The organism is Geodermatophilus sp. SYSU D00696 (assembly GCF_054050235.1).
This window is the reverse complement of sequence record NZ_JBJGYY010000020.1, coordinates 48,349-69,694: the sequence shown is the minus strand read 5'-3', so window position 1 is coordinate 69,694 and position 21,346 is coordinate 48,349. Positions and strand designations below refer to the sequence as shown.

General features: G+C 77.1%; 26 protein-coding genes. 18 read left to right on the top strand and 8 right to left on the bottom strand.

Features of this window, described 5'->3' with window-relative positions:
* The first annotated feature begins 13 nt into the window (after positions 1-13).
* A complete protein-coding gene (gene mshB, locus ACI79O_RS14315; RefSeq protein WP_456914483.1) occupies positions 14-910 on the top strand; it encodes an N-acetyl-1-D-myo-inositol-2-amino-2-deoxy-alpha-D-glucopyranoside deacetylase in 897 nt (298 codons plus the stop codon).
* Positions 907-1,308, top strand: a complete 402-nt coding sequence (locus ACI79O_RS14310; protein WP_456888579.1) for a hypothetical protein — start codon at positions 907-909, stop codon at positions 1,306-1,308. The genes mshB and ACI79O_RS14310 overlap by 4 nt, the downstream gene beginning before the upstream one ends.
* On the opposite strand, the gene ACI79O_RS14305 is transcribed toward ACI79O_RS14310, so the two are convergent.
* Positions 1,281-2,030 (bottom strand): GNAT family N-acetyltransferase, encoded by a 750-nt coding sequence (locus ACI79O_RS14305; RefSeq protein ID WP_456914482.1) that lies wholly within the window; start codon positions 2,028-2,030, stop codon positions 1,281-1,283. The two genes, ACI79O_RS14310 and ACI79O_RS14305, sit on opposite strands and share 28 nt — an antisense overlap.
* A 159-nt stretch (positions 2,031-2,189) precedes the next feature.
* On the opposite strand from ACI79O_RS14305, the gene fdxA reads away from it, so the two are divergent.
* The 3 genes from fdxA (at position 2,190) to ACI79O_RS14290 (ending at position 3,931) form a co-directional block, all read left to right on the top strand.
* The gene (gene fdxA, locus ACI79O_RS14300; protein WP_456888575.1) at positions 2,190-2,516 is read left to right on the top strand and encodes a ferredoxin; all 327 of its coding nucleotides are present in this window, start codon (positions 2,190-2,192) and stop codon (positions 2,514-2,516) included.
* Entirely contained in the window at positions 2,513-3,631 is a 1,119-nt protein-coding gene (gene dapC / locus ACI79O_RS14295) for a succinyldiaminopimelate transaminase (RefSeq protein ID WP_456888588.1), read from the top strand. Before fdxA ends, dapC begins: the two co-directional genes overlap by 4 nt.
* 135 nt (positions 3,632-3,766) lie before the next feature.
* Positions 3,767-3,931 (top strand): hypothetical protein, encoded by a 165-nt coding sequence (locus ACI79O_RS14290; RefSeq protein ID WP_456888572.1) that lies wholly within the window; start codon positions 3,767-3,769, stop codon positions 3,929-3,931.
* A 5-nt stretch (positions 3,932-3,936) separates the two neighbouring features.
* Here the strand turns inward: ACI79O_RS14290 and ACI79O_RS14285 are convergent, their stop codons facing one another.
* Positions 3,937-4,590 carry a hypothetical protein gene (locus tag ACI79O_RS14285; protein WP_456914481.1) on the bottom strand — a complete coding sequence of 218 codons (654 nt, stop codon included), beginning with the start codon at positions 4,588-4,590 and terminating at the stop codon, positions 3,937-3,939.
* 140 nt (positions 4,591-4,730) lie between these two features.
* On the opposite strand from ACI79O_RS14285, the gene ACI79O_RS14280 reads away from it, so the two are divergent.
* The gene (locus ACI79O_RS14280; RefSeq protein WP_456888567.1) at positions 4,731-5,837 is read left to right on the top strand and encodes an alpha/beta fold hydrolase; all 1,107 of its coding nucleotides are present in this window, start codon (positions 4,731-4,733) and stop codon (positions 5,835-5,837) included.
* A gap of 12 nt (positions 5,838-5,849) precedes the next feature.
* Here the strand turns inward: ACI79O_RS14280 and dapD are convergent, their stop codons facing one another.
* Both dapD and ACI79O_RS14270 read right to left on the bottom strand, forming a co-directional pair.
* Positions 5,850-6,830, bottom strand: coding sequence for a 2,3,4,5-tetrahydropyridine-2,6-dicarboxylate N-succinyltransferase (dapD, locus tag ACI79O_RS14275; protein ID WP_456873891.1), 981 nt, complete (start codon positions 6,828-6,830; stop codon positions 5,850-5,852).
* 10 nt (positions 6,831-6,840) lie between these two features.
* Positions 6,841-8,040 carry an MFS transporter gene (locus ACI79O_RS14270; RefSeq protein WP_456888565.1) on the bottom strand — a complete coding sequence of 400 codons (1,200 nt, stop codon included), beginning with the start codon at positions 8,038-8,040 and terminating at the stop codon, positions 6,841-6,843.
* 29 nt (positions 8,041-8,069) lie between these two features.
* Between ACI79O_RS14270 and ACI79O_RS14265 the strand changes: the two genes are divergently transcribed.
* The 5 genes from ACI79O_RS14265 to ACI79O_RS14245 are packed head-to-tail and all read left to right on the top strand — an operon-like array spanning position 8,070 to position 12,015.
* Positions 8,070-9,164, top strand: a complete 1,095-nt coding sequence (locus ACI79O_RS14265) for a LacI family DNA-binding transcriptional regulator (protein ID WP_456914480.1) — start codon at positions 8,070-8,072, stop codon at positions 9,162-9,164.
* A gap of 11 nt (positions 9,165-9,175) precedes the next feature.
* Positions 9,176-10,297, top strand: a complete 1,122-nt coding sequence (gene dapE, locus ACI79O_RS14260; protein WP_456914479.1) for a succinyl-diaminopimelate desuccinylase — start codon at positions 9,176-9,178, stop codon at positions 10,295-10,297.
* Positions 10,294-11,136: an LOG family protein gene (locus ACI79O_RS14255; protein ID WP_456888559.1), complete on the top strand. Its 843-nt coding sequence runs from the start codon at positions 10,294-10,296 to the stop codon at positions 11,134-11,136. Before dapE ends, ACI79O_RS14255 begins: the two co-directional genes overlap by 4 nt.
* A gap of 8 nt (positions 11,137-11,144) precedes the next feature.
* Positions 11,145-11,558: a DivIVA domain-containing protein gene (locus ACI79O_RS14250; RefSeq protein WP_456888557.1), complete on the top strand. Its 414-nt coding sequence runs from the start codon at positions 11,145-11,147 to the stop codon at positions 11,556-11,558.
* Positions 11,551-12,015, top strand: a complete 465-nt coding sequence (locus tag ACI79O_RS14245) for an SRPBCC family protein (protein WP_456888553.1) — start codon at positions 11,551-11,553, stop codon at positions 12,013-12,015. The genes ACI79O_RS14250 and ACI79O_RS14245 overlap by 8 nt, the downstream gene beginning before the upstream one ends.
* Here the strand turns inward: ACI79O_RS14245 and ACI79O_RS14240 are convergent.
* Entirely contained in the window at positions 12,003-12,731 is a 729-nt protein-coding gene (locus ACI79O_RS14240; protein WP_456914478.1) for a cytochrome c oxidase assembly protein, read from the bottom strand. The genes ACI79O_RS14245 and ACI79O_RS14240 overlap by 13 nt on opposite strands.
* Positions 12,728-13,195, bottom strand: a complete 468-nt coding sequence (locus ACI79O_RS14235) for a DUF2243 domain-containing protein (RefSeq protein ID WP_456914477.1) — start codon at positions 13,193-13,195, stop codon at positions 12,728-12,730. Before ACI79O_RS14235 ends, ACI79O_RS14240 begins: the two co-directional genes overlap by 4 nt.
* A 104-nt stretch (positions 13,196-13,299) precedes the next feature.
* On the opposite strand from ACI79O_RS14235, the gene ACI79O_RS14230 reads away from it, so the two are divergent.
* Positions 13,300-14,112, top strand: a complete 813-nt coding sequence (locus ACI79O_RS14230; protein WP_456888543.1) for a MerR family transcriptional regulator — start codon at positions 13,300-13,302, stop codon at positions 14,110-14,112.
* A gap of 1 nt (position 14,113) precedes the next feature.
* Here the strand turns inward: ACI79O_RS14230 and ACI79O_RS14225 are convergent, their stop codons facing one another.
* Together ACI79O_RS14225 and ACI79O_RS14220 are read right to left on the bottom strand one after the other, a co-directional pair.
* Positions 14,114-14,743, bottom strand: a complete 630-nt coding sequence (locus tag ACI79O_RS14225) for a LysE family translocator (protein WP_456914476.1) — start codon at positions 14,741-14,743, stop codon at positions 14,114-14,116.
* Positions 14,744-14,755: 12 nt separating this feature from the next.
* Positions 14,756-15,091, bottom strand: coding sequence for a TfoX/Sxy family protein (locus ACI79O_RS14220; RefSeq protein ID WP_456873902.1), 336 nt, complete (start codon positions 15,089-15,091; stop codon positions 14,756-14,758).
* A gap of 70 nt (positions 15,092-15,161) precedes the next feature.
* Here ACI79O_RS14220 and ACI79O_RS14215 point away from each other — a divergent pair, with 70 nt between their 5' ends.
* From ACI79O_RS14215 to ACI79O_RS14190, 6 genes are all read left to right on the top strand, one after another.
* The gene (locus tag ACI79O_RS14215) at positions 15,162-16,052 is read left to right on the top strand and encodes a DMT family transporter (protein ID WP_456888537.1); all 891 of its coding nucleotides are present in this window, start codon (positions 15,162-15,164) and stop codon (positions 16,050-16,052) included.
* Positions 16,053-16,203: 151 nt separating this feature from the next.
* Positions 16,204-17,376: a DUF222 domain-containing protein gene (locus tag ACI79O_RS14210; protein ID WP_456914475.1), complete on the top strand. Its 1,173-nt coding sequence runs from the start codon at positions 16,204-16,206 to the stop codon at positions 17,374-17,376.
* A 29-nt stretch (positions 17,377-17,405) separates the two neighbouring features.
* Positions 17,406-17,972, top strand: coding sequence for a DNA-3-methyladenine glycosylase I (locus tag ACI79O_RS14205; protein ID WP_456914474.1), 567 nt, complete (start codon positions 17,406-17,408; stop codon positions 17,970-17,972).
* Between the two features lie 117 nt (positions 17,973-18,089).
* Entirely contained in the window at positions 18,090-18,257 is a 168-nt protein-coding gene (locus tag ACI79O_RS14200) for a DUF3117 domain-containing protein (RefSeq protein WP_012947303.1), read from the top strand.
* A gap of 89 nt (positions 18,258-18,346) precedes the next feature.
* Positions 18,347-19,885, top strand: coding sequence for a leucyl aminopeptidase family protein (locus tag ACI79O_RS14195; protein ID WP_456914473.1), 1,539 nt, complete (start codon positions 18,347-18,349; stop codon positions 19,883-19,885).
* Positions 19,882-21,339 (top strand): hypothetical protein, encoded by a 1,458-nt coding sequence (locus tag ACI79O_RS14190; RefSeq protein WP_456914472.1) that lies wholly within the window; start codon positions 19,882-19,884, stop codon positions 21,337-21,339. The genes ACI79O_RS14195 and ACI79O_RS14190 overlap by 4 nt, the downstream gene beginning before the upstream one ends.
* Positions 21,340-21,346 lie beyond the last annotated feature (7 nt).

The following is a 21,346-nucleotide window of genomic DNA, read 5'->3' as shown; positions in this document are numbered from 1 at the left end:
AGAATGTCCCCTCGTGACCGCCGACCGACGCCTGCTGCTCGTGCACGCCCACCCCGACGACGAGACGATCAACAACGGCGCCACGATGGCCCGGTACGTCGCCGAGGGCGCACAGGTCACCCTGCTGACCTGCACGCTGGGCGAGGAGGGCGAGGTCCTCGTCCCGGAGCTCGAGCTGCTCGGGCCCGAGCACGCCGACCAGCTCGGCGGGTACCGGATCACGGAGCTGCGGGCGGCCATGGACGCGCTCGGCGTCACCGACTGGCGCTTCCTCGGCGGGCCCGGCCGCTACCGGGACTCCGGGATGATGGGGACCCCGGCGAACACGAAGCCCCACGCCTTCTGGAACGCCGACCTCGACGAGGCCGTGGCGTACGCGGCGGCCGTGGTCCGGGAGGTCCGGCCGCAGGTCGTCGTCACCTACGACGAGCGGGGTGGGTACGGCCACCCCGACCACATCCAGGCCCACCGGGTCGCGATGGCCGCCGTCGAGGCCGCCGCGGACCCCGGCTACCGCCCCGAGCTGGGCGCGGCGTGGGACGTCGCCAAGGTCTACTGGTGCTGCGTGCCGCGCTCGGTGCTGCGCGAGGGCGCCGAGGCGATGGCCGCGCTGGGGGAGGCCTCACCCTTCGACCAGCTCGGGGAGGTCGACGACATCCCCTTCGCCGTCCCCGACGAGCTGGTCACCGCCGCGGTCGACGGCCGCGCCCATGCCGGCGCGAAGGAGGCGGCCATGCGCGCGCACGCCACCCAGATCACCGTGGACGGGCCGTTCTTCGCCCTGTCGAACAACTTCGGCCAGGAGGTGCTCGGCGTGGAGTACTACCGGCTGGTCCGCGGGGAGCGGGGGGCGACGGGGGAGGCGCCGAACGGCTGGGAGGACGACCTGTTCGCCGGCGTGACCGGATGACCCGGGCCGCCGCGCTGACCGCCGCCGCGGTCGCGGCGGTCGCCCTCGCCGGCTGGCTGGCGCTGGTCCAGGTGTTCTGGCTGCCGCTGCGCGTGGCCGGCGTCCTGGTGCCGCTGTCGGTGCTCGCCGCCCTCGTGGGCAACCCCCTGCTGGTGACGCTCACGTTCCGGCTCACCGGCTCCCGGGTGGTCGCCGTCCTCCCGGCGGTGACGTGGCTGTCGGTCGCCCTGGCCGCCACCGTGCGCCGTCCCGAGGGCGACCTCGTCGCCGTGGGCACCGGTGCGCTGGGCGCGGTGACCCTCGCCTTCCTCGGCCTGGGCGTGGTCGGGGCCGCGCTCGCCGTCGGCCGGGTGGTGGCTGCGCCGCGTCCTCAGGCGCCGTCGGGTGCCCAGCGGTAGTGGTAGCGGTGGTGCTCGACGTAGCCGGTGCGGCGGTAGAGCGCCCGCGCCGGGGAGTTCGACGCCGCCACCTGCAGGTACACCCACCGCGCCCCCCGGCCGGCGCCCCAGCGCGTGAGCGCGCCCATGACCGCCGTCGCCAGGCCGCGGCGGCGGGCGTCCTCGGCCACCGTGAGCGCGCCGACGCCCAGCCACTCGCCGGTCACCACACCCCGGGCGACGGCGACCGGCGCGACGGCGGGGTCCGGGCGCACCGCCGCGAACACCACCGCCTCGGCGTTGGTGAGCACCGCGCGGGCCGCGGCGGTGGGGGCGGGCCCGCGGTAGGCCGCCAGCCAGGCGTCGTCCGGGGCCGGCGCCAGCTCGACCGGCACGCCGTCCGCGGGGCCGGGGACCAGCGGCGCGGTGAGCACCAGGACGTCCTCGCCCCGCTCCCACCCGGCCGCGGCCAGGACGGCGTCGACGGGACGTGACCGCACGCCCGGCAGCTGGGCGCCCGGCCGCAGCCCGCGGGCGCGGTACCAGTCGCTGACCGCCGCCGTCGCCTCGGGAAGGGGCAGGTCGGGATCGCCGGTGACGAGCGCGGTGTTGGCCCGGCCGGTGAAACCGCCGCCGGCGCGCAGCAGCCAGCCGCCCAGGTCCGCCTCCTCCGGGGCGCGCCAGCCACGGGCGGCGACCCGCTCCAGGTCGGCGACCCCCAGCGGCGAGCGGCTCTGTCCCATGCGGCGATCCTGCGCGCACGCGGCCGGGCTCCCCCGACCGGGTCGGGCGCCCCACCCGTCGAGCCCGGGGCCGCGCCACGGGGCCATACTGACGGGCGACACGCGCGAGCCCGGCCGCGAGCCGGGGCGCTGCCCGCACGTCCCCCGGGAGGACCCACCGTGACCTACGTGATCACCCAGGCCTGCGTCGACGTCCTCGACAAGGCGTGCATCGACGAGTGTCCGGTGGACTGCATCTACGAGGGCGACCGGATGCTCTACATCCACCCCGACGAGTGCGTCGACTGCGGTGCGTGCGAGCCGGTCTGCCCCGTGGAGGCCATCTACTACGAGGACGACGTCCCGGACAAGTGGAAGGACTTCTACAACGCCAACGTGGAGTTCTTCACCGACCTGGGCAGCCCCGGCGGGGCGGCGAAGACCGGCCGGATCGGCACCGACCACCCGCTGGTGGCCGCCCTCCCGCCGCAGGGCGAGGGACACTGACGACCACCGCGGCGGGGCCGGCGGCCGGCCGCCTGCCCGACTTCCCCTGGGACAGCCTCGAGGCCGCCCGGGCCCGCGCGGCGCGGCACCCGGGCGGCCTCGTCGACCTGTCCATCGGGACGCCGGTCGACCCCACCCCCGACGTCCTGCGCACCGCGCTGGCCGCGGCCGGCGACGCCCCGGGCTACCCGATGGCCCTGGGCACCCGTGAGCTGCGCCAGGCCGCGGCCGGGTGGCTGCAGCGCCGCCTCGGCGTGACCCTCGCCGACCCGCTCGGCGCCGACCCGTCGGTCGTCCCGACGATCGGCTCCAAGGAGCTCGTGGCGCTCATGCCCACGCTGCTCGGCCTGCGCGAGGGCACCGTCGTCATCCCCGAGGTCGCCTACCCGACCTACGAGGTGGGCGCGGTCCTCGCCGGGCTGGCCGTGCGCCGCACCGACACCCCACCCGACGACGCCGCCGGGATCGTCCTGGTCTGGCTCAACTCCCCGGGCAACCCGCACGGCCGCGTGCTCTCCGACGAGCAGCTGCGCGGCTGGGTGGCCTGGGGGCGGGCGCACGGCGTCCCGGTGGTCGCCGACGAGTGCTACGCCACCCTCGGCTGGGACGTGCAGCCGCGCTCGCTGCTGCACCCCGCCGTCGCCGGCGCCGACCACACCGGCCTGCTGGCCGTCCACTCGCTGTCCAAGCAGTCGACGGCGGCCGGCTACCGCGCCGGTCTGCTCTCGGGCGACCCCGTGCTCGTCCGGCGCGTGTGGGAGGTGCGCCGGCACCTGGGCCTGCTGGTCCCCGGCCCGGTGCAGGCGGCCATGACCGCGGCGCTGGCCGACGACGCCCACGTCGACGCCCAGCGCGAGCGGTACGGCCGGCGCCGGGAGCGGCTGGCCGCGGCGGTCCGGGCCACCGGCGCGCGCATCGACCACTCCGAGGCGGGCCTGTACCTGTGGGTCACCCGCGACGAGGACTGCTGGGCCACCGTCGACTGGCTGGCCGGCCTGGGCATCGTCCCGGCGCCCGGCTCCTTCTACGGCCCGGCCGGTGCCCGGCACGTGCGGATGGCGCTGACCGCCACCGACGAGCGCATCGACGCCGCGGTGCAGCGCCTGACCGCCTGAGCGCGCGGTACCGCGCACCGGCCACTAGTGGCCCGCAAGTCGGCGTCGGTCGGCCGCCAGAGGGTCGCAAGGGCCGGGCGCGACGGTGGTGCCAGCCGCCGGGCAGCCCGCCCGGCCCCACCGCGGAGGCCCGCCGTGCTGCTCGTCCTGTTCCTGCTCGTCCCCGTCGCCGCGCTCGCCGCGCTGGTCGCCCTCGAGGCGCGCCTGCACCGCGGCCGCAGCCTCGCCGGTTCCGCCGGGATGCCGGCGGCCTTCGACCGGCCCGAGCTGTACGGCAGGGGGCGCAACCGGGTGTACTGACCGGGTCAGCCGCAGTTGCGCTCCCGGTCGTCGGAGCGCAGTGCCGCCGTCAGCGACTGGGCGAAGGCCTCCCAGCGCTGGTAGGCCTCCGGGAACGCCGAGCGCTGGACGGTGTCCGCGGCGTCGGTGAGCCGGCGGGTCTCCCAGCCGGGGACCTCGACGAGGTGGTCGTAGAACCTCCCGGCGGCGTAGACCGGGTCCTGCACCTGCGCGGGTGTGCCCCACCCCTGCGAGGGCCGCTGCTGGAACAGGCCCAGCGAGTCGCGGTCGCCGTAGTCCAGGTTGCGCAGCGTCGACTCCTGCATCGCCGTCGCCAGCGCGATGACCACCGCCCGCTCGGGCAGCCCGCGCTGCCGGCCGACGTCGGCGATGACCTGCGCGTTGGCCCACTGCTCGGCGCCCAGGGTGACCGACGTGGACGGCACCGTGCAGAGCGCCGTCGTCGGGGCGGGGGCGGAGCGCTCGGCCCGCCAGGCCAGGGCGAGGACCATCGCGACGCCCAGGACCATCGCCGGCCACCAGTAGCGCAGCGCCCACGGGCTCGACGAGCCGCGCCGGCGCGCGGCCTGCGGGCGCTTCGCCGCGGGCCGCCGGGCCGGGGGCCGCTTCGCCGCGGGCCGCCTGGCCGCGGGGCGCGAGCCGGTCCGTGCGCTGGTCATCGCCGTCGACTGTAGGTCGGCCGCCTGGCAGCTCCCTGGACGTCGGCGGTCCGGCGAGGCGGTCCGGCGAGGCGCCTCCGCGCGGGCGCCGTCCCCGCTAGCGTGTGGCCGCCGCCGCCCCCGACTCGAGGAGTACCGCCGTGCCCGACCTCCTGCTCCCCGGGGTCACCGCCACCAGGGTCCCCACCGCCCGGCTGGTGCAGAACGTGCTGCACGCCGAGGGGACGGACCCGGCCGGGCCGGGCGAGGCGGTGCTGCTCGTGCACGGCAACGTGAGCTCGGCGCTGTTCTGGCAGCCGACGCTGCGGACGCTGCACGACGCCGGCCGGCACCGCGTGCTCGCCGTCGACCTGCGCGGGTACGGCGACACCGACCCGCTGCCGGTCGACGCGCGCCGCGGCGTGCGGGACTGGGCCGACGACCTCGCCGCGCTGGTCGACGCGCTGGGCCTGGACCGGGTGCACCTGGTCGGCTGGAGCATGGGCGCCGGCGTCGTCCTGCAGTACCTGCTCGACGCGCCGTCGCGGGTGGCCTCGGTCGCCCTGGTCGCCCCCGTCTCGCCGTACGGGTTCGGTGGCACCGCCGGCCCGGAGGGGCGCCGGCTGTCCGAGGACGGTGCGGGCTCGGGCGGGGGAGCGGCCAACCCGGAGTTCGTGGCGGCGCTGGCCGCCGGCGACACCTCCGACGCCGCCCCGACCGGTCCCCGGTCGATCCTGCGGGCGTTCTACGTGGCGCCCGGGTCGCTGCCGCTGGACCCGGCACTCGAGGACGTGTTCGTCGCCGCGATGCTGTCGACCCGCACCGGTGCGGACCACTACCCGGGTGACGCGGTCCCGAGCGACTCGTGGCCGGGGACGGCGCCGGGCACGCGCGGGGTGCTCAACACGATGGCGCCGACGGTGTTCGACGTCTCGGGCGTCGTGGACCTGCCGGTGCGACCGCCGGTGCTGTGGATCCGGGGCGACGCCGACGCGATCGTCTCCGACACCTCGGCGTTCGACCTGGCCTTCCTGGGCCAGCTGGGCGCGGTGCCCGGCTGGCCCGGCGCGGAGCTGTGCCCGCCGCAGCCGATGGTCGCCCAGACCCGCGCGGTGCTCGACCGGTACGCGGCCTCCGGCGGCGCCTACCGCGAGGTCGTGCTGCCCGGCGTCGGCCACTCCCCGCACGTCGAGCGGCCGCAGGAGTTCGCCGTCGCGCTGCTCGAGCACCTCGACGTCCCCGCCGCTCCGCCCGCGAACCTCACCTGACGGGCCTCCGGGCTAGTCGTTCGCGTGCAGCGCGGCGTTCAGCTCGCCCCAGGTGCCGGTGCGGGGCAGGGCCTCCAGCGCGCCGGAGACGCTGTTGCGGCGGAACAGCAACCCGTCGCGGCCGGAGAGCTCGCGGGCCTTGACCACCGAGCCGTCGGGCAGGGTCACCCGCGAGCCGGCGGTGACGTAGCAGCCGGCCTCGACGACGCAGTCGTCGCCCAGCGAGATGCCGATGCCGGCGTTGGCGCCGAGCAGGCAGCCGCGGCCGATCGAGACGACCTCCTTGCCACCCCCCGACAGCGTGCCCATGATCGAGGCGCCGCCGCCGACGTCGCTGTCGGCGCCGACGACGACGCCCGCGCTGATCCGGCCCTCGACCATCGAGGGGCCCAGCGTGCCGGCGTTGTAGTTGACGAAGCCCTCGTGCATGACCGTCGTGCCCTCGGCCAGGTGAGCGCCCAGCCGGACCCGGTCGGCGTCGGCGACCCGCACGCCTGCGGGGACGACGTAGTCGACCATCCGCGGGAACTTGTCCACCGACAGCACGGTCAGGCTGCCGTGGGCGGCGCGCAGCACTGCCCGGCGGGCCGGGGTCAGCTCGGTGGCCAGCACCGGGCCGGCGCTGGTCCAGGCCACGTTGGCCAGCAGGCCGAACACGCCGTCGGTGTTGACCTCGTGCGGCCGCACGAGCCGGTGCGAGAGCAGGTGCAGCCGGAGGTAGACGTCGTGGGTGTCGGCCGGCGGGGCGGCGAGGTCGGCGATCGTGGTGCGGACCCCGACCACCTGCACGCCGCGGGCGTCGTCGGTGCGCACCAGGCCGGAGAACTCCGGGCCCAGCTCGCCCTCCAGCTCCAGGGTGCCCAGCTGCTGCGTCCCCGACGGCCCCTCGCCGCCCAGCGCGGGCGCGGGGTACCACGTGTCGAGGACGGTGCCGGAGGTGGTCACGGTCGCGAGACCGGCGGCGACGGCGGAGCGGGCGGCGGGAGCGGTCACGCCGCCGACGCTACCGAGCACACTCCGCGCGCTCCCGGGGCACCGCACCCACGGCGGCGGGGGAGCGCGGGGCGCGGGCACCGACGACGGCGCCGAGCAGGCTCAGCGCCGCCACGCTCGACAGCGCCCAGCGCAGGCCGACCGCCTCGGCGAGCAGCCCGATCAGCGGCGGCCCGGCGAGGAACCCCGCGTAGCCGATCACCGACACCGCCGACACCCCGCGGCCGCCGGGCACCGCCTCGGCGCCGCCCTGCATGGCGACGGGGAAGGCGGTGGCCAGTCCCAGCCCGGCCAGGCCGAAGCCGATCAGGGCCGCGGCCGGGGTGGCCACCGTGACCGCGAGCAGCACCCCGGCGGTGGCGACGACCCCGGAGGCGGCCAGGGCGCGGGCCCGCCCGAGCCGGGCGAGCAGCAGCTCCCCGGCCAGCCGGGCGACGGTCATGCTCAGCGCGAAGGCCGCGTAGCCCAGCGCCGCGACGCCGTCGCCGGCGCCGGCCACGTCGCGGAGGAACAGCGCGGTCCAGTCGGCCATGGCCCCCTCGCTGAAGGCCGCGAACAGGGCGATCAGGCCGAACACCCACACCGCGCGGGACCGCCAGGCGCTGCGGTCGCCCGACCCCTCGGGGCGGTCCTCCGGGACGTCGGCCGGCAGGCGGGACGCGACGGCCAGGACGCCGGCGGCGGCCGCCACGCCGACCAGGCCCAGGTGCCAGGACGGCGGCATCCCGGCCCCGGCGGCGAGCGCGCCGGTGCCGGCCCCGGCCAGCCCGCCCAGGCTGAAGGCCGCGTGGAAGGAGGGCATGAGCGGCCGCCCCGCCTGCCGGACCACCTGCACCGCGCCGACGTTCATCGCCACGTCGAGCACGCCGAAGACGGCGCCGTAGACGAGCAGCACCGCCCCGAGCGGGACCACGCCGGTGACCTGTCCGGGCAGCGTGACCGCGGCCGCCGTCCCCAGGCCGGTGAGCACGGTGACCCGGGCCGATCCGTACCGGTCGATGACCCGGCCGGCCAGCGACATGGCGGCGATCGAGCCGACCGCGATGCAGAGCAGGGCCAGGCCGAGCGCGCCCGGGCCGGCGCCGGTGCGATCGCTCACGGCGGGGATGCGGGTCACCCAGTTGGCGAACACCGCGCCGTTGACGAAGAAGATCGCGGAGACGGCGAGACGCGCGTCGGCGACCGCACTTCTGGATCGATCCAGAACCATGCTGCCAGCGTAGGCCGTAGCCTGCCGCCGTGCCACGACGACCGACCCTGCGCGACCTCGCGGCCGCCGCCGGGGTCAGCCGCTCGACGGCGTCGAACGCCTACAACCGGCCCGACCAGCTCAGCGCCGAGCTGCGGGAGCGGGTCCTCGCCACCGCGGGCGCGATCGGCTACCCGGGACCGAGCCCGGCGGGCAGTGCGCTGCGCCGCGGCCGGTCGGGCTCGCTGGGCGTGATGCTCGGCGACCGGCTCGGCTACGCCTTCAGCGACCCCGCCGCCGCGGTCTTCCTCGACGGGCTGGCCGAGGCGGTCGAGGACGAGGGCTACGCGTTGCTCGTGCTCCCCGGCGCCCGGACCGGCGGTGGGCCTCCTCCCGACGCGGTGCGGGCGGCCGTCGTCGACGCCGTCGTCGCCTACTCCCTGCCCGACGACGACCCCGCGCTCGCGGCGGTCCGGGAGCGGGGCCTGCCGCTGGTCACCGTGGACCAGCCCGCCCTGGCCGGCGTCCCCGGGGTGCGGGTCGACGACGCGGCCGGCGCCCGCGCCGTCGCCGGGCACGTGCTGGGCCTGGGCCACCGCCGGCTGGCCGTGGTCGCCTTCGAGCTGGCGGCGGACGGCGCGCAGGGACCGGCCGACGCCGGGCGGCAGGAGCGGGCGACGTTCAGCGTCACCCGTGACCGGCTGGCCGGGTACCGCGCCGCGGTGGAGGCGGCCGGGCTGGACTGGGCCGACGTGCCCGTGCACGAGTGCCCGCACAACGCCTCCGCCGAGGGGGTGCGGGCCCTCGGTGAGCTCCTGCCGGCGGGGCCGACGGCGGTGCTGGCCATGAGCGACGAGCTTGCGCTCGGGGTGGTCCAGGGTGCCGCCGAGGCGGGCCTGGACGTGCCGGGCGACCTCACGGTGACCGGCTTCGACGACACCGGCGCCGCCGCCCGGGCCGGGCTGACGACGGTGCGCCAGCCGCTGCGGGACAAGGGCGTGCGGGTCGGTGAGCAGCTGCTGGCCCTGCTCGCCGGCGAGGACCCGGCCTCCGAGACCCTGTCGACCGAGCTGGTCGTGCGGTCCTCCAGCGCGCCGCCCCCGGCACCCGGCGTGGTCCAGCGGGACGCCCGGGACCGCCCGTAGGCTCGGGCACCGTGACCGGCGCGCCCGACCTGGACCTGACCGCCGACGTCCTGACCGTCACCCGCGCGCTGGTCGACACCCCGTCGGTGTCCGGCGACGAGCGCGCGCTGGCCGACGCCGTCGAGGCCGCGTTGCGGACCCTGGGTGGGCTGGAGGTCGAGCGGGTCGGCGACACGGTGCTCGCCCGCACCTCGCTGGGCCGCGACACCCGGATCGTGCTCGCCGGGCACCTGGACACCGTGCCGATCGCCGGCAACGTGCCCAGCCGGCTCGAGGACGGGCGGCTGTTCGGCTGCGGCACCAGCGACATGAAGTCCGGCGACGCGGTGATGCTGCGGCTGGCCGGCCGCTTCGGTGTCCCCGGCGCCGAGCCCGCGCACGACCTGACGTTCGTCTTCTACGACAACGAGGAGGTCGAGTCGGTCAAGAGCGGCCTCGGCCGGGTCGTCCGCGAGCGCCGCGGCTGGGTCTACGGCGACCTCGCCGTCCTGCTCGAGCCCACCGACGGCGAGATCGAGGCCGGCTGCCAGGGCACGCTGCGGGCGGTGCTGGAGGTGACCGGCCGCCGGGCGCACAGCGCGCGCGGCTGGCTCGGGGTGAACGCGGTCCACGGTGCCGCCGGCATCCTCGCGACGCTGGCCGCCTACGAGGCGCGGCAGGTCGAGATCGACGGCTGCACCTACCGTGAGGGCCTCAACGCGGTGGGGATCGAGGGCGGCGTCGCGGGCAACGTGGTCCCCGACGAGTGCCGGGTGACGGTGAACTTCCGCTACGCGCCCGACCGGGACGAGGACGCCGCCGAGGCGCACGTGCGCGAGGTGTTCGCCGACGCGATCGCCGCCGGCGCCACGCTGACCGTCACCGACAACGCCGGCGGCGCCCTGCCGGGGCTGACCGAGCCGGCCGCTGCGGCCTTCGTCGCCGCCGTCGGCCGCCCGGCCCGGGCCAAGCTCGGCTGGACCGACGTCGCCCGCTTCGCCGCGCTGGGCATCCCGGCGGTGAACTACGGCCCGGGCGACCCGCAGCTCGCGCACACCCGCGAGGAGTCGGTCCTGGTCGAGCGGCTGCAGCCGGCCGAGGACGCCCTGACCGCCTACCTGTCGGCGCCGACCGCCCGAGGAGCGACCGCATGACCACCATCCCCCCGCCCGACGGCGCCCGGAAGCCGCGCCCGACGCGCCACCGCGGCCCGGTGATGCTGCGCGGCGGCGAGCCGGACCCCCAGACGGTCGGGACGACGACCGACCAGCGCCTGCTCGACCGGCGCGGGCCCACCGACTGGGTGCACACCGACCCGTGGCGGGTGCTGCGCATCCAGTCGGAGTTCGTCGAGGGCTTCGGCCTGCTGGCCGAGCTGCCCCGCGCGGTGAGCGTCTTCGGCAGCGCCCGCACCAAGCCCGACCACCCGCACTACGCGGCCGGGGTGCGGATCGGCGCGGCGCTGGCCGAGGCCGGCTACGCCGTCGTCACCGGCGGCGGGCCCGGCGCCATGGAGGCGGCCAACCGCGGCGCGTCGGAGGCCGGCGGGCTGTCGGTCGGCCTGGGCATCGAGCTGCCGTTCGAGCAGGAGCTCAACGAGTGGGTCGACCTCGGCATCAGCTTCCGCTACTTCTTCGTCCGCAAGACGATGTTCGTGAAGTACGCGCAGGCCTTCGTGATCCTGCCCGGCGGCTTCGGCACCCTCGACGAGCTGTTCGAGGCGCTGACCCTGGTGCAGACCCGCAAGGTGACCCGCTTCCCGGTGGTCCTCTTCGGCACCGAGTACTGGAGCGGGCTGGTCGACTGGATCCGCGGCAGCCTGCTCGAGTCGGGCACCATCAGCGCCGGTGACCTCGACCTGTTCACCGTCACCGACGACGTCGACGAGGTGCTCGCCCGGATCCGCGAGGCCGAGACCGCCCGCACCGCCGGCGACGGCGGCGGCGGGATGCGGGCGCCGCTGAGTCCGCCGGTCGAGCCCGTCGAGGGCTGAGGACGCCGGTGCTGTCCCTCCTGGTCGGGATCGCCGCGGTCGCCGTCGTCGGCGCGCTGCTGTTCCTCGGCGGGTCGCTGCTCCTCGGCCGCGGCGAGACCCAGCCGCCGGCCGAGCTGGACCGCTCGCCGGTCGAGCTGCCCGACGACCGGCCGGTGACCGGGGAGGACGTCCGCGCGCTGCAGGTCTCGGTGGCCGTGCGCGGCTACCGCATGACCGAGGTGGACTGGCTGCTCGAGCAGCTGGCCCAGGCGCTGGAGGAGCGCGACGAGGTGATCGCCGCGCTGCGCGACCGGCGGCCCGCCGGGGCAGCCGACGCCGACACCGACCCCGGCCTCGCCCTCCCGGCCGACGGCGCGTCCGGGAGCGGGCCCGGGGGCGAAGGACCGGCCGTGGACGAGGGAGCGCGCGACGGTGCCTGAGCTGGTCCTGCCGGTCCGCGTGGCGGCGCCGCCCGAGCAGGTGTGGGCGGCGCTCACCGACTGGCGCGCGCAGGGGCGGTGGATGCCGGCCACCGACGTCGAGGTGGTCACCGCCGCGGAGGAGGGCGTCGGCGTGCGGCTGGCCGCGCGCACCGGCGTCCCGCTGCCGTGGCGGCGCGGCCGGCACCTCGGCGTGCTCGACACGATGGTGGTCACCGAGTGGGACCCGCCGCGCCGCGTGGTCGTCCAGCACACCGGCCGGATCGTGCGCGGGCCGGGCATCTTCGAGCTCACGCCCGCCGGGGGCGGCACCGACCTGGTCCTGACCGAACGGTGGTACCCGCCCTTCGGTCTGCTCGGCCGGCTCGGCTGGCCGCTGGCGCGCCCGTTCGTCGTCCTCGGCTTCCGCGTCGCGCTGCGCCGGTTCGCCCGCTTCGCCCGCGCCTACCCCGGCTGAACGGCCGCCCGGACAGCATCGCGGCTGGCGTACCAGCGCTGCCACAGCAGCGCGGCGGTGACCAGCGTGAGCACCGTGCCGCCGTCGTACATCAGCCGGGCGCCCGCCTCGGCGCCGACCACGCCGGCCGGCGGGTGCGCGTAGAGCACCTTGGCCAGCACGTCGTGCGCGGCGGCACCCGCGGCCAGCGCCGTGGCCCGCACGCCCACGCCCCGGCGGTGCGGCGCGGGGTCGACGGCGAGCACCGCGGCCGTGGCGAGGTAGCCGCTGACCAGCACGTGCAGCGCGAGGAACGCCGCCAGGCCGGGGGAGTGCCCGGCCGCGGCGTGCAGGCCGCTCCCGTACAGCACCCACAGCCCCGCCGCGTTGACCGGCACGGCGACGAGCGGGTCGGCGAGCCACCGCAGCGGGGCGGCGCGCAGCAGCCGCGCCAGCCGCCGGGCGCCGTCCCGCGGCAGGGCCCGCAGCGCCAGGGTCACCGGGGCGCCGAGGACCAGCAGCAGTGGGGCGGCCATGCCCAGCAGCAGGTGGCCGGCCATGTGCGCGCGCAGGTCGCCGTGGGCGTCCAGCGGCCCGGCGACGGCCGCCGCGGCGGTGGCCACGCCCGCCAGCCAGGCCGCCGTCCGGGCCAGCGGCCACGGGGCGCGGCAGCGCCAGGTGGCCGCGACGTAGGCCGCGCCCGCGCCGAGCAGGACGGCGAGGGCGGCGGCGGTCACCGGACCCGGGCGGGCCGGGCGCGGGAGCGCAGCAGCAGCCCGACCCCGGCGGCCAGCAGGACCAGTCCGGGGACGATCCAGCCGATGTCGTAGCCGGTCGGGTCGACGCCGTAGCGGACCTGGTGCAGCCGCAGCAGCTTGTGGTGCACCAGCCCGTCCCAGACCTGGAACGCGCCGGCGGCGGTGAGCACCGCGCCCCACCACAGCGCGGGCACGAACGGCCCGCGGCGGCGCGCGTCGGCCAGCAGCGCCATGCCGGCGACGGCGGCGGAGAACGTGGCCGCGTGCAGCACGCCGTCGGAGACCAGGCCGGCCGCCCCGCTGGCCCGGTCGTAGAAGTGGTGCCAGTGCAGCAGCTGGTGGAACACGATCTCGTCGACCGCACCGGCGGTGCCCAGCCCGAGCAGCAGGCCGGAGACCAGCAGCCGTCGCCGGGCCGGAGGGCGGGGGAGTGCGTCGGCCACGGGGCCTCCCGTCGTCTGGCGTCCCCGGGCGCTGCCCGCGCCGCACCGGCGGGAAACGGGCTCCGGCTGGACCCGGCCCCAGGGGCGTGCCGCACGCTCGGGGCATGAGCGGAGACCTGCTGCGGTCGGGGGAGTTCCTGCGCCGCACCCGGCTGTCGGCGAAGGCGCTGCGGCTCTACGCCGAGCAGGGGCTGCTGGTACCCGACGCCGTCGACCCCTGGACCGGCTACCGCGGCTACGCGGCCGCGCAGGTGGACCGCGCCCGCCTCATCGCCGCGCTGCGCCGCGCCGGCATGCCACTGGCCCGGGTGCGCGAGGTCGTCGACCTGGACCCGGCGGCCCGGCGGGCGGCCGTGGCGCGGTGGTGGGACGGCGTCGAGGAGGACCTGCGACGACGCCGGACGTGGGTGGGTGCCCTGACCGTGGAACCGGACGACGAGGAGGATGACGTGACCGAGGTGACCCTGCGCGAGGTGGCCGAGCAAACGGTGCTGACCGCCGAGCGGCGGCTGACCGTCGACGAGCTCGAGGACTTCATCACCGGCGCGTCAGAGGAGATCGACGCGCACCTGGCGCGGTCGGGCGCCGTCCCGGCCGGCCCGCTGCGCGTCGTCTACCACGGCATGGTCACCGAGGACGGCGACGGCCCGGTGGAGGTGGTGCGCCCGTTCACCGGCCGGGTGGAGCCGGCCGGTGAGCTGCGGATCCGGCTGCAGCAGGCCGGGCGGGAGGCGGTCACCTGCCTGTCACGGCGGCAGGCGGAGTTCCCCGGCATCCTGCGGGCCTACGACGCCGTCGGCGCCTGGGTGGACGCCCGCGGCCTGGAGCGGGCGGGCAGCCCTGCCGAGGTCTACCTGAGCGACCGCGACGTGGCCCCCGACGAGCCGCACGTCGAGGTGGCCTGGCCGGTCGCCTGACTCACGCCCGGGAGGTCGCCAGCCGGGCGCCGAACGCGAGGAGGGCGCACCCGGTGACCGCGTCGAGGGCCCGCCGGACCGGCCGCCGGGTGAGCACCCGCCGCGCGAGGTGGAGCCCGGCGACCAGCGCACCCAGCCACGCCAGCCCCAGGACCGCGTGGGTGAGGGCGTACGCCAGCAGCACCGGCGCGCCGGTGTCCGGGGACAGGAACTGCGGCAGCACGGCCAGGTAGAACGCCAGCACCTTCGGGTTGGTCACGTTGGTGAGGAACCCCTGCCGGAAACCGGTCCACGCCGCGCGCGGGGCCTCCGGGCTGCCGTCGTCGAGGTCGGGGTAGCGCCCGCGCACGGCGGAGGCGAACGCCTGCACCGCGAGGGACACCAGGTAGGCGATGCCCACCCAGCGGACCACCTGGAACAGCGGCTCGACCCGGACGACCACCGCGGCCAGCCCGGCCGCGGCCGCGGCGCCCTGCACCGCGTTGGAGGCCGTGACGCCGACGGCGCACCAGCCGCCGCGCCGTCGTCCGCCCGCCAGGGTGTTCCGGACGACGACGGCGGAGTCGGGCCCCGGTGCGAGGGTCAGGAGCGCGGCGAAGACGACGAAGGTGCCGTAGCCCGCCCGGTCCACGCCCGGAGCCTCTCAGGCCCGCCGGCGGGAGGCCACGAACGCCATGGCCTCCTCGGCGAGCGCGAGGTCGGACTCCGGCGTGCCGTGGTCGAGCGCGACCCACTCCCGCATCGGGGTGCCGTTGGCCGCCGCGAAGGGCAGCCCGGTGCCGGCGGCGACCAGGCCCTCCACCCGGTGCCGCGGCAGCTTGAACACCAGCGCCCCGCCGACGACCATCGCGAAGATCGACCCGTCGACGGTGAGCGCGGCCGAGCCGAAGCCCCGCCGCCCGCCCGCGCCGGGCGGACCGACCCCCGGCCGTGTGGCGAGGGCCTCCACGAGGAGGTCGAAGCGCTGGCCCGGGTCCACGGCACCGAGTCCAGCGCCGGTCGGCGGGGATGGCAACGGGAACGTCCGCCGCATCGGTGAGGATGTCGCGGTGAGTCGTCGCGGGTGGGCCCTGTTCCTGGCGATGTCGGTCATCTGGGGCGTGCCCTACCTGCTGATCAAGGTCGCGGTCGACGAGGTGTCGCCGGTCGTCCTGGTCTTCGTGCGGTGCGTCGTCGGGGCGGCGCTGCTGCTGCCGTGGGTGCTCGCCCGCGGCCAGGTCCGGCCGGCGCTGCGGCACTGGCGCGCGCTGCTGCTGTTCACGGTGCTGGAGATGACCGCGCCCTGGCTGCTGCTGTCCTACGCCGAGGTGTCGCTGTCGAGCTCGCTGACCGGGCTGCTGGTGGCCTCTGTGCCGTTCGTGGCGGCGCTGGCCGCGCGGCTGCTCGGCGAGGAGGAGCGGCTGACGCCGGTGCGGCTGGCGGGCATGGGGCTCGGCGTCCTGGGCATCGTGGCGCTGCTCGGGTTCGACGTCGAGGGCATCGCGCTGCTGCCGGTGCTGGCCGTGGTGCTCGTCGTGATCGGCTACGGGACGGCGCCATTGGTGGCCAGCCGCGCGCTCGGCGACGTCCCGGGGGTGGCGGTCAGCGCGGTGGCGCTGGTGGTCACGGCGGTGGTCTACGCGCCGTTCGCCCTGCCCCGCCTGGACGAGGTGACGGCGGCGTCGCCACAGGCGCTCGGGTCGCTGGTGGCCCTCGGCGTGGTGTGCACCGCGCTGGCGCTGGTGCTGTTCTTCGCGCTGATCCGCGAGGCCGGCCCGCAGCGGGCGCTGGTGATCACCTTCGTCAACCCGGCGGTCGCCGTGGTCGCCGGGGTCCTGCTGCTCGACGAGCCCTTCACCCTCGGCCTGGCGGTGGGGCTGCCGCTGGTGCTGGTCGGCTGCGTGCTCGCCACCCGCCGCAATGTCCCGGCGCCGGCTCCGGTGGAGTCGCCGGTGCCCTGAGGGGGCCTTTGTAGCGCTAATGGCACCTGACGGCGGCGGGGCGGCGCCGATGCCTCGACAGCCTCGTCGAGGTGGTCCGCGGATCTGTGGACGGGTCCCTGACCTGGGGATTCGAATGGTGTGCGGGCCTCCGCTGGGCTACTATTCGATCATGCGTTCGAGTGGTTGGGAGGCCGGTGACGTCCTGGACGACGTCGCCGCGCTGGTCGCCGAGCGCAACCGGATCGATGCCGCCCTGGCCCGCCGGGTGCGGGCGGCGGAGCTGGCGCAGGCGCCCGAGCGGGACGGGCAGAAGAGCATGGCGTCGTGGCTGCGCGGGCACTGCCGGCTGTCCGGGTCAGAAGCGGCGCGGCTGGTCGGCAACGGCCGGGCGCTGGAGCACCTGCCGGCCCTCGCCGAGGCCCATGACGCCGGCTGGGTGACCGTGGCCCAGGTCGCCGAGGCCGCCGGGCTGCTCACCCCGAAGCGGCGGGCGGCGTTCGCCGCCGCCGGGGTCGACCTGGGCGAGGTCGACGGGGTGCTCACCGGGGTGGCGGTCGAGCAGGACCACGCCGCGCTGGTGACGGTGGTCCAGCACTACGAGCACGCCTGCGACCCCGACGGGCCCGAACCCGATCCGACCGAGGGCCGGTCGCTGACGGTGGTCAAGCACGCCGATGGCAGCGTGAGCTTCCGCGGGCACCTGGATGCCGTGGGTGGGGAGAAGGTGCAGGCCGCCCTCGAGGCGCACGTGCAGGCCGACCGGCCGGCCGGGAACGAGCGGACCCGGGCCCAGCGGCAGGGTGACGCGCTGGTGCAACTGGCCGACAACGTCCTGGCCTCCGGTGCGTTGCCGGTGCTGCGCACCGTCAAGCCGCACATCGCGGTGCGGGTCGACCTCGACGACCTGGCCGACCCGGCCACCGGCCCGGTCGCCGGGACGATGGGGTTCGGGGCGACGATCTCCGCCGCCCGGGCCCGGTGGCTGGCCTGCGACGGGCAGGTCACCCGGATCGTCATCGGCCCGGAGGGACAGCCGCTGGACGTGGGCCGGACCAAGCGGGTGGTGACCCCGGCGATCCGGCGGGCGGTGGAGGCGCGCGACGGGGGTTGTGTGTTCACCGGCTGTGACGCCCCGAGTCACTGGGCGGACGTGCACCACCTGGTGCACTGGATCGACGGCGGCGAGACCAGCCTGGCCAACAGCGCGCTGCTGTGCGAACGGCACCACACCCAGGTCCACCACGGCTTCCGCATCGAACGGCAACCCGACGGGCGGTGGCGCACCTGGCGACCCGACGGCACCGAGATCACCGTCCCCGCACCGCTGGCTCCCGCGGCATGACGTCGTCGGACGGCGCTAGCGTCCACGGCGTGGAACCCGCGCCGACCGCTGACCTGGTGCGCTGTGCGTGGGGGGACAGCACGCCGGAGTACCAGCGCTACCACGACGAGGAGTGGGGCACCCCGCTGCGCGGCGACGACGCGCTGTTCGAGCGGCTCTGCCTCGAGGCGTTCCAGTCCGGCCTGTCCTGGATCACCATCCTGCGCAAGCGACCCGCGTTCCGGGCCGCGTTCGCCGGTTTCTCCATCGAGGCGGTCGCGGAGTTCACCCCCGACGACGAGGCGCGCTTGATGGCCGACAGCGGCATCGTCCGCAACCGCGCCAAGATCGCCGCCGCGGTCCGCAACGCCCGCGCCGCCCAGCAGGTCCCCGGGGGGCTGTCCGACCTGCTGTGGTCCTTCGCGCCCGCCGGGCCGCGCCCCCGCCCGGCCACGCTGGCCGACGTCCCGGCCACCACCTCGGAGTCCACGGCGATGGCGAAGGAGCTCAAGCGGCGGGGCTTCGTCTTCGTCGGGCCGACCACCGCCTACGCGCTCATGCAGGCCACCGGCATGGTGGACGACCACGTCGTGACCTGCTTCCGGGCGACCCCCTGAAGGGGCTCGTGTTGGTTCCGCGGCGGGGATACGGGATCATGTGCCGAGAGCTCAGCACCGATGAACAGCCACACCGCAGCCGAAGGGGGCGGCGGGTGGCCGGCGAAGGAGGCACGCATGGCGGCCATGAAGCCGCGCACGGGTGAAGGTCCCCTGGAGGTCACCAAGGAGGGGCGCGGCCTGGTCATGCGGGTGCCGCTCGAGGGCGGTGGCCGGCTCGTCGTCGAGCTGTCCCCGGACGAGGCCGCGGCGCTCTCCGAGGCCCTGAAGGGCGCGACCAGCTGAACGCCCCCGCGAGCCTGCCCCCGGGCAGCCCCGCGCAGGACGACGCGGCCCCGGCCGCCGGCAGCACGCCGGCGACCGGGGCCGCACCCTTGCCGCGGGTCGAACTGCTGACCTCCCTGCCCCGGCTCGGCGAGGACGACGTCCTGGCCGTCCCCGTCGGCACCGGCGCGGCGCTGCCGCCCTGGCTGACCGCACCGGCGTTCGGCTCCCTCCCACCGGTCCCGGCCCGGCTGCTCTCCGCCGCGCTGGCCGACACCGGCAACACCGGCAAGCCCGGCACGGTCACCGACCTGCCGGTCCCCGGCCGCCGCCCGCGCAGCGTCGTCGCCGTCGGGCTCGGCGACGGGACGCTGCCGCACCTGCGCACCTACGTCGCCGCCGCCGTCCGCCGCGCGCAGAGCCTCGCCGAGCACGGTGCCACGCGCCTGGTGCTGCCCCTCGACGCCGCCCTCGCCCCGGCCGGCGCCGACGAGGTGCGCGCCGCCGTCGAGGCCGCCCTGCTCGGCGGCTACCGGTTCCGCGAGACGTCGAAGCCGCACCCGCCGCGGCTGGACACCGTCGCCGTGGTCGCCGCCGACGCCGCCGACCCCGCGGTCAGCGCCGCCGCCCGCGCGGGCGAGGTCACCGGCCGCGCCGTCGCCTGGGCCCGCGACCTGGTCAACACGCCCAGCAACACCAAGGACCCCGCCTGGCTGGCCGGGCAGGCCGTCGAGCGGCTGGCGGGCCTGCCGCACGTCACCGTCACCGTGCTGGGCCCCGAGGAGCTCGTCGCGGGCGGCTTCGGCGGCGTGCTGGCCGTGGGCGGTGGCTCGGCGTCCCCGCCGCGGGTCGTCGTCGCCACCTACGCACCGCCCGGCGCCGGCCCGGCCCACCCCGTGCTGGTGGGCAAGGGCATCACCTTCGACACCGGCGGCATCTCGATCAAGCCCAACGCCGGCATGCGCGAGATGAAGACCGACATGGCCGGGGGAGCGGCGGTGCTGGCCGCGCTCGACGCCGCCGCACGCCTGGAGCTCCCGGTCGCGGTGACCGCCGTCGTCCCGGCCGCGGAGAACGCCGTCTCGGGGTCGTCCTACCGCCCCGGTGACGTCGTCCGGCACGTCGGCGGGCGCACCACCGAGGTGCAGAACACCGACGCCGAGGGCCGCATGGTGCTCGCCGACGGCCTGGCCCACGCGCGGCTGTCGCTGGGCGCCACCGTGCTGGTCGACATCGCCACCCTGACCGGCGCGATGAAGGTCGCGCTCGGCACCCGCACGGCCGGCCTCTACGCCACCACCGACGGGCTGGCCGACGCCCTGGGCACCGCCGCCCTGCACGCCGGCGAACGGGTGTGGCGGATGCCCCTGGCCGAGGACTACGCCGACCTGCTCGACAGCGACGTCGCCGACGCCAACAACGCTCCGGGCAACCCCGGCGGCACCACCGCCGCACTGTTCCTGCGGCCCTTCGCCGGCGACCTGCCGTGGGCCCACCTCGACGTCGCCGGTCCCGCCCGCGCCGCCGCCGACGACGCCGAGGTGGTCAAGGGCGGCACCGGGTTCGGCGCCCGCACGCTGTTGCGCTGGCTGGAGGCCGGGGCGCCTCTCGACCCGCTCCCGCCCACCGCCGACCGAGGAGCCCGATGACCACCGACGACACCGGCGTCGTCTTCCCGGCCGGCCCCGACGGGCGGCGCAGCACCGCCGCGGTCGGCCGGGCGGTGGTGGCCGACGCGCTGCGCCCGGTCGACCCGGTCGGCGCCCGCGCGGCCGAGCAGGAGACCAACTGGCGGACCGGGTACCTCACCCACTTCCGCCGGCTGGTCGAGGCCGGACTCGCCTCCGCCGAGGCGGCCCGCACCATCGCCGGCGCCGGGCTCGACGCCGTCCACGGCCGGCTGCGGGTCGCCGGAGGTGGCACAGAGCAGCCGCTGGGGACGCTGCTCACCGCACCGGCAGGCCGGGCCCTGACCACCGGCGAGGTCACCGGCCGCGGCGAGCCCGAGCGCGCCTTCACACTGCCCTTCCACGGCCGGCGGCTGGCCGGCGACGAGTTGACCCGGCGACTCGACACCTGGGTGGAGGGCGGGGTCCTGGAGCCCACGGCGGCCGCGGCGGTCCGCGAGGTCGCCGCCCACCCCGAGTGGCTGGCGCTGCCCGGCCGCACGGTCGCCGTCCTCGGCGCCGGCGCGGAGATGGGCCCGCTCACCGCGCTGCTGCGCTGGGGCGCCACGGTGGCCGCCGTCGACCTGCCCCGGCCCGACCTGTGGCGGCGGGTCCTCGACACCGCGCGCCGCGGGGCCGGCCGGCTGCTGGTGCCCACCGCGGGCGGCGGGCTGCCCGAGGGCGCCGGCGCCGACCTGGTGCGCGAGGTGCCGGCCGTCGCCGACTGGCTCGCCGACCTGCCCGGCGAGCCGGTGCTCGGCAACTACGTCTACGCCGACGGCGCCACGAACGTCCGCGTCTCGGCCGCCGTCGACGCGCTCACCCTGCGGGTGCAGGCCGCCCGGCCCGAGGCCGCGCTGGCCTTTCTCGCCACCCCCACCGACGTCTTCGTCGTCCCGGGCGAGGCCGTGGCGCAGTCGGTGCGCGCCTACGAGGGGCGCTCGCGGGTGGGCAAGCTGCTCGGCCGGCCGCTGCGGACCCTCTCGGCCGGCCGGCTGCTGCAGCGCGGGTACGTGCCCGGCGCCGACCCCGGCCTGCACGACGCGCTGGTCCCGCAGCAGGGCCCGAACTACGCGCTGGCCAAGCGGCTGCAGCGGTGGCGGGCCACGGTCGCGCGGGCGGCCGGGACGACGGTGTCGCTGAACGTCGCCCCGCCCACCCGCACCCGCTCGGTGGTGAAGAACCGGGCGCTGGCCGCCGCCTACGCCGGGGCGCACCGGTTCGGCGTCGAGGTGTTCGAGCCGGCGACGTCCAACGTGCTCATGGCCGCGCTGCTGGTCCACGACCTGCACACCGGCGGCGGCCCGCGGCACGACCACCCGTGGCAGGACGAGGCGCACGCCGCCGTCCACGGCGGGCTGTGGCGGGCGGCCTACGCGCCGCGCAGCGCGCTGGGGCTGGCCGCGGTGCTCGGCGTCGGCGCCGCCCGCGGCTGACCCGGGC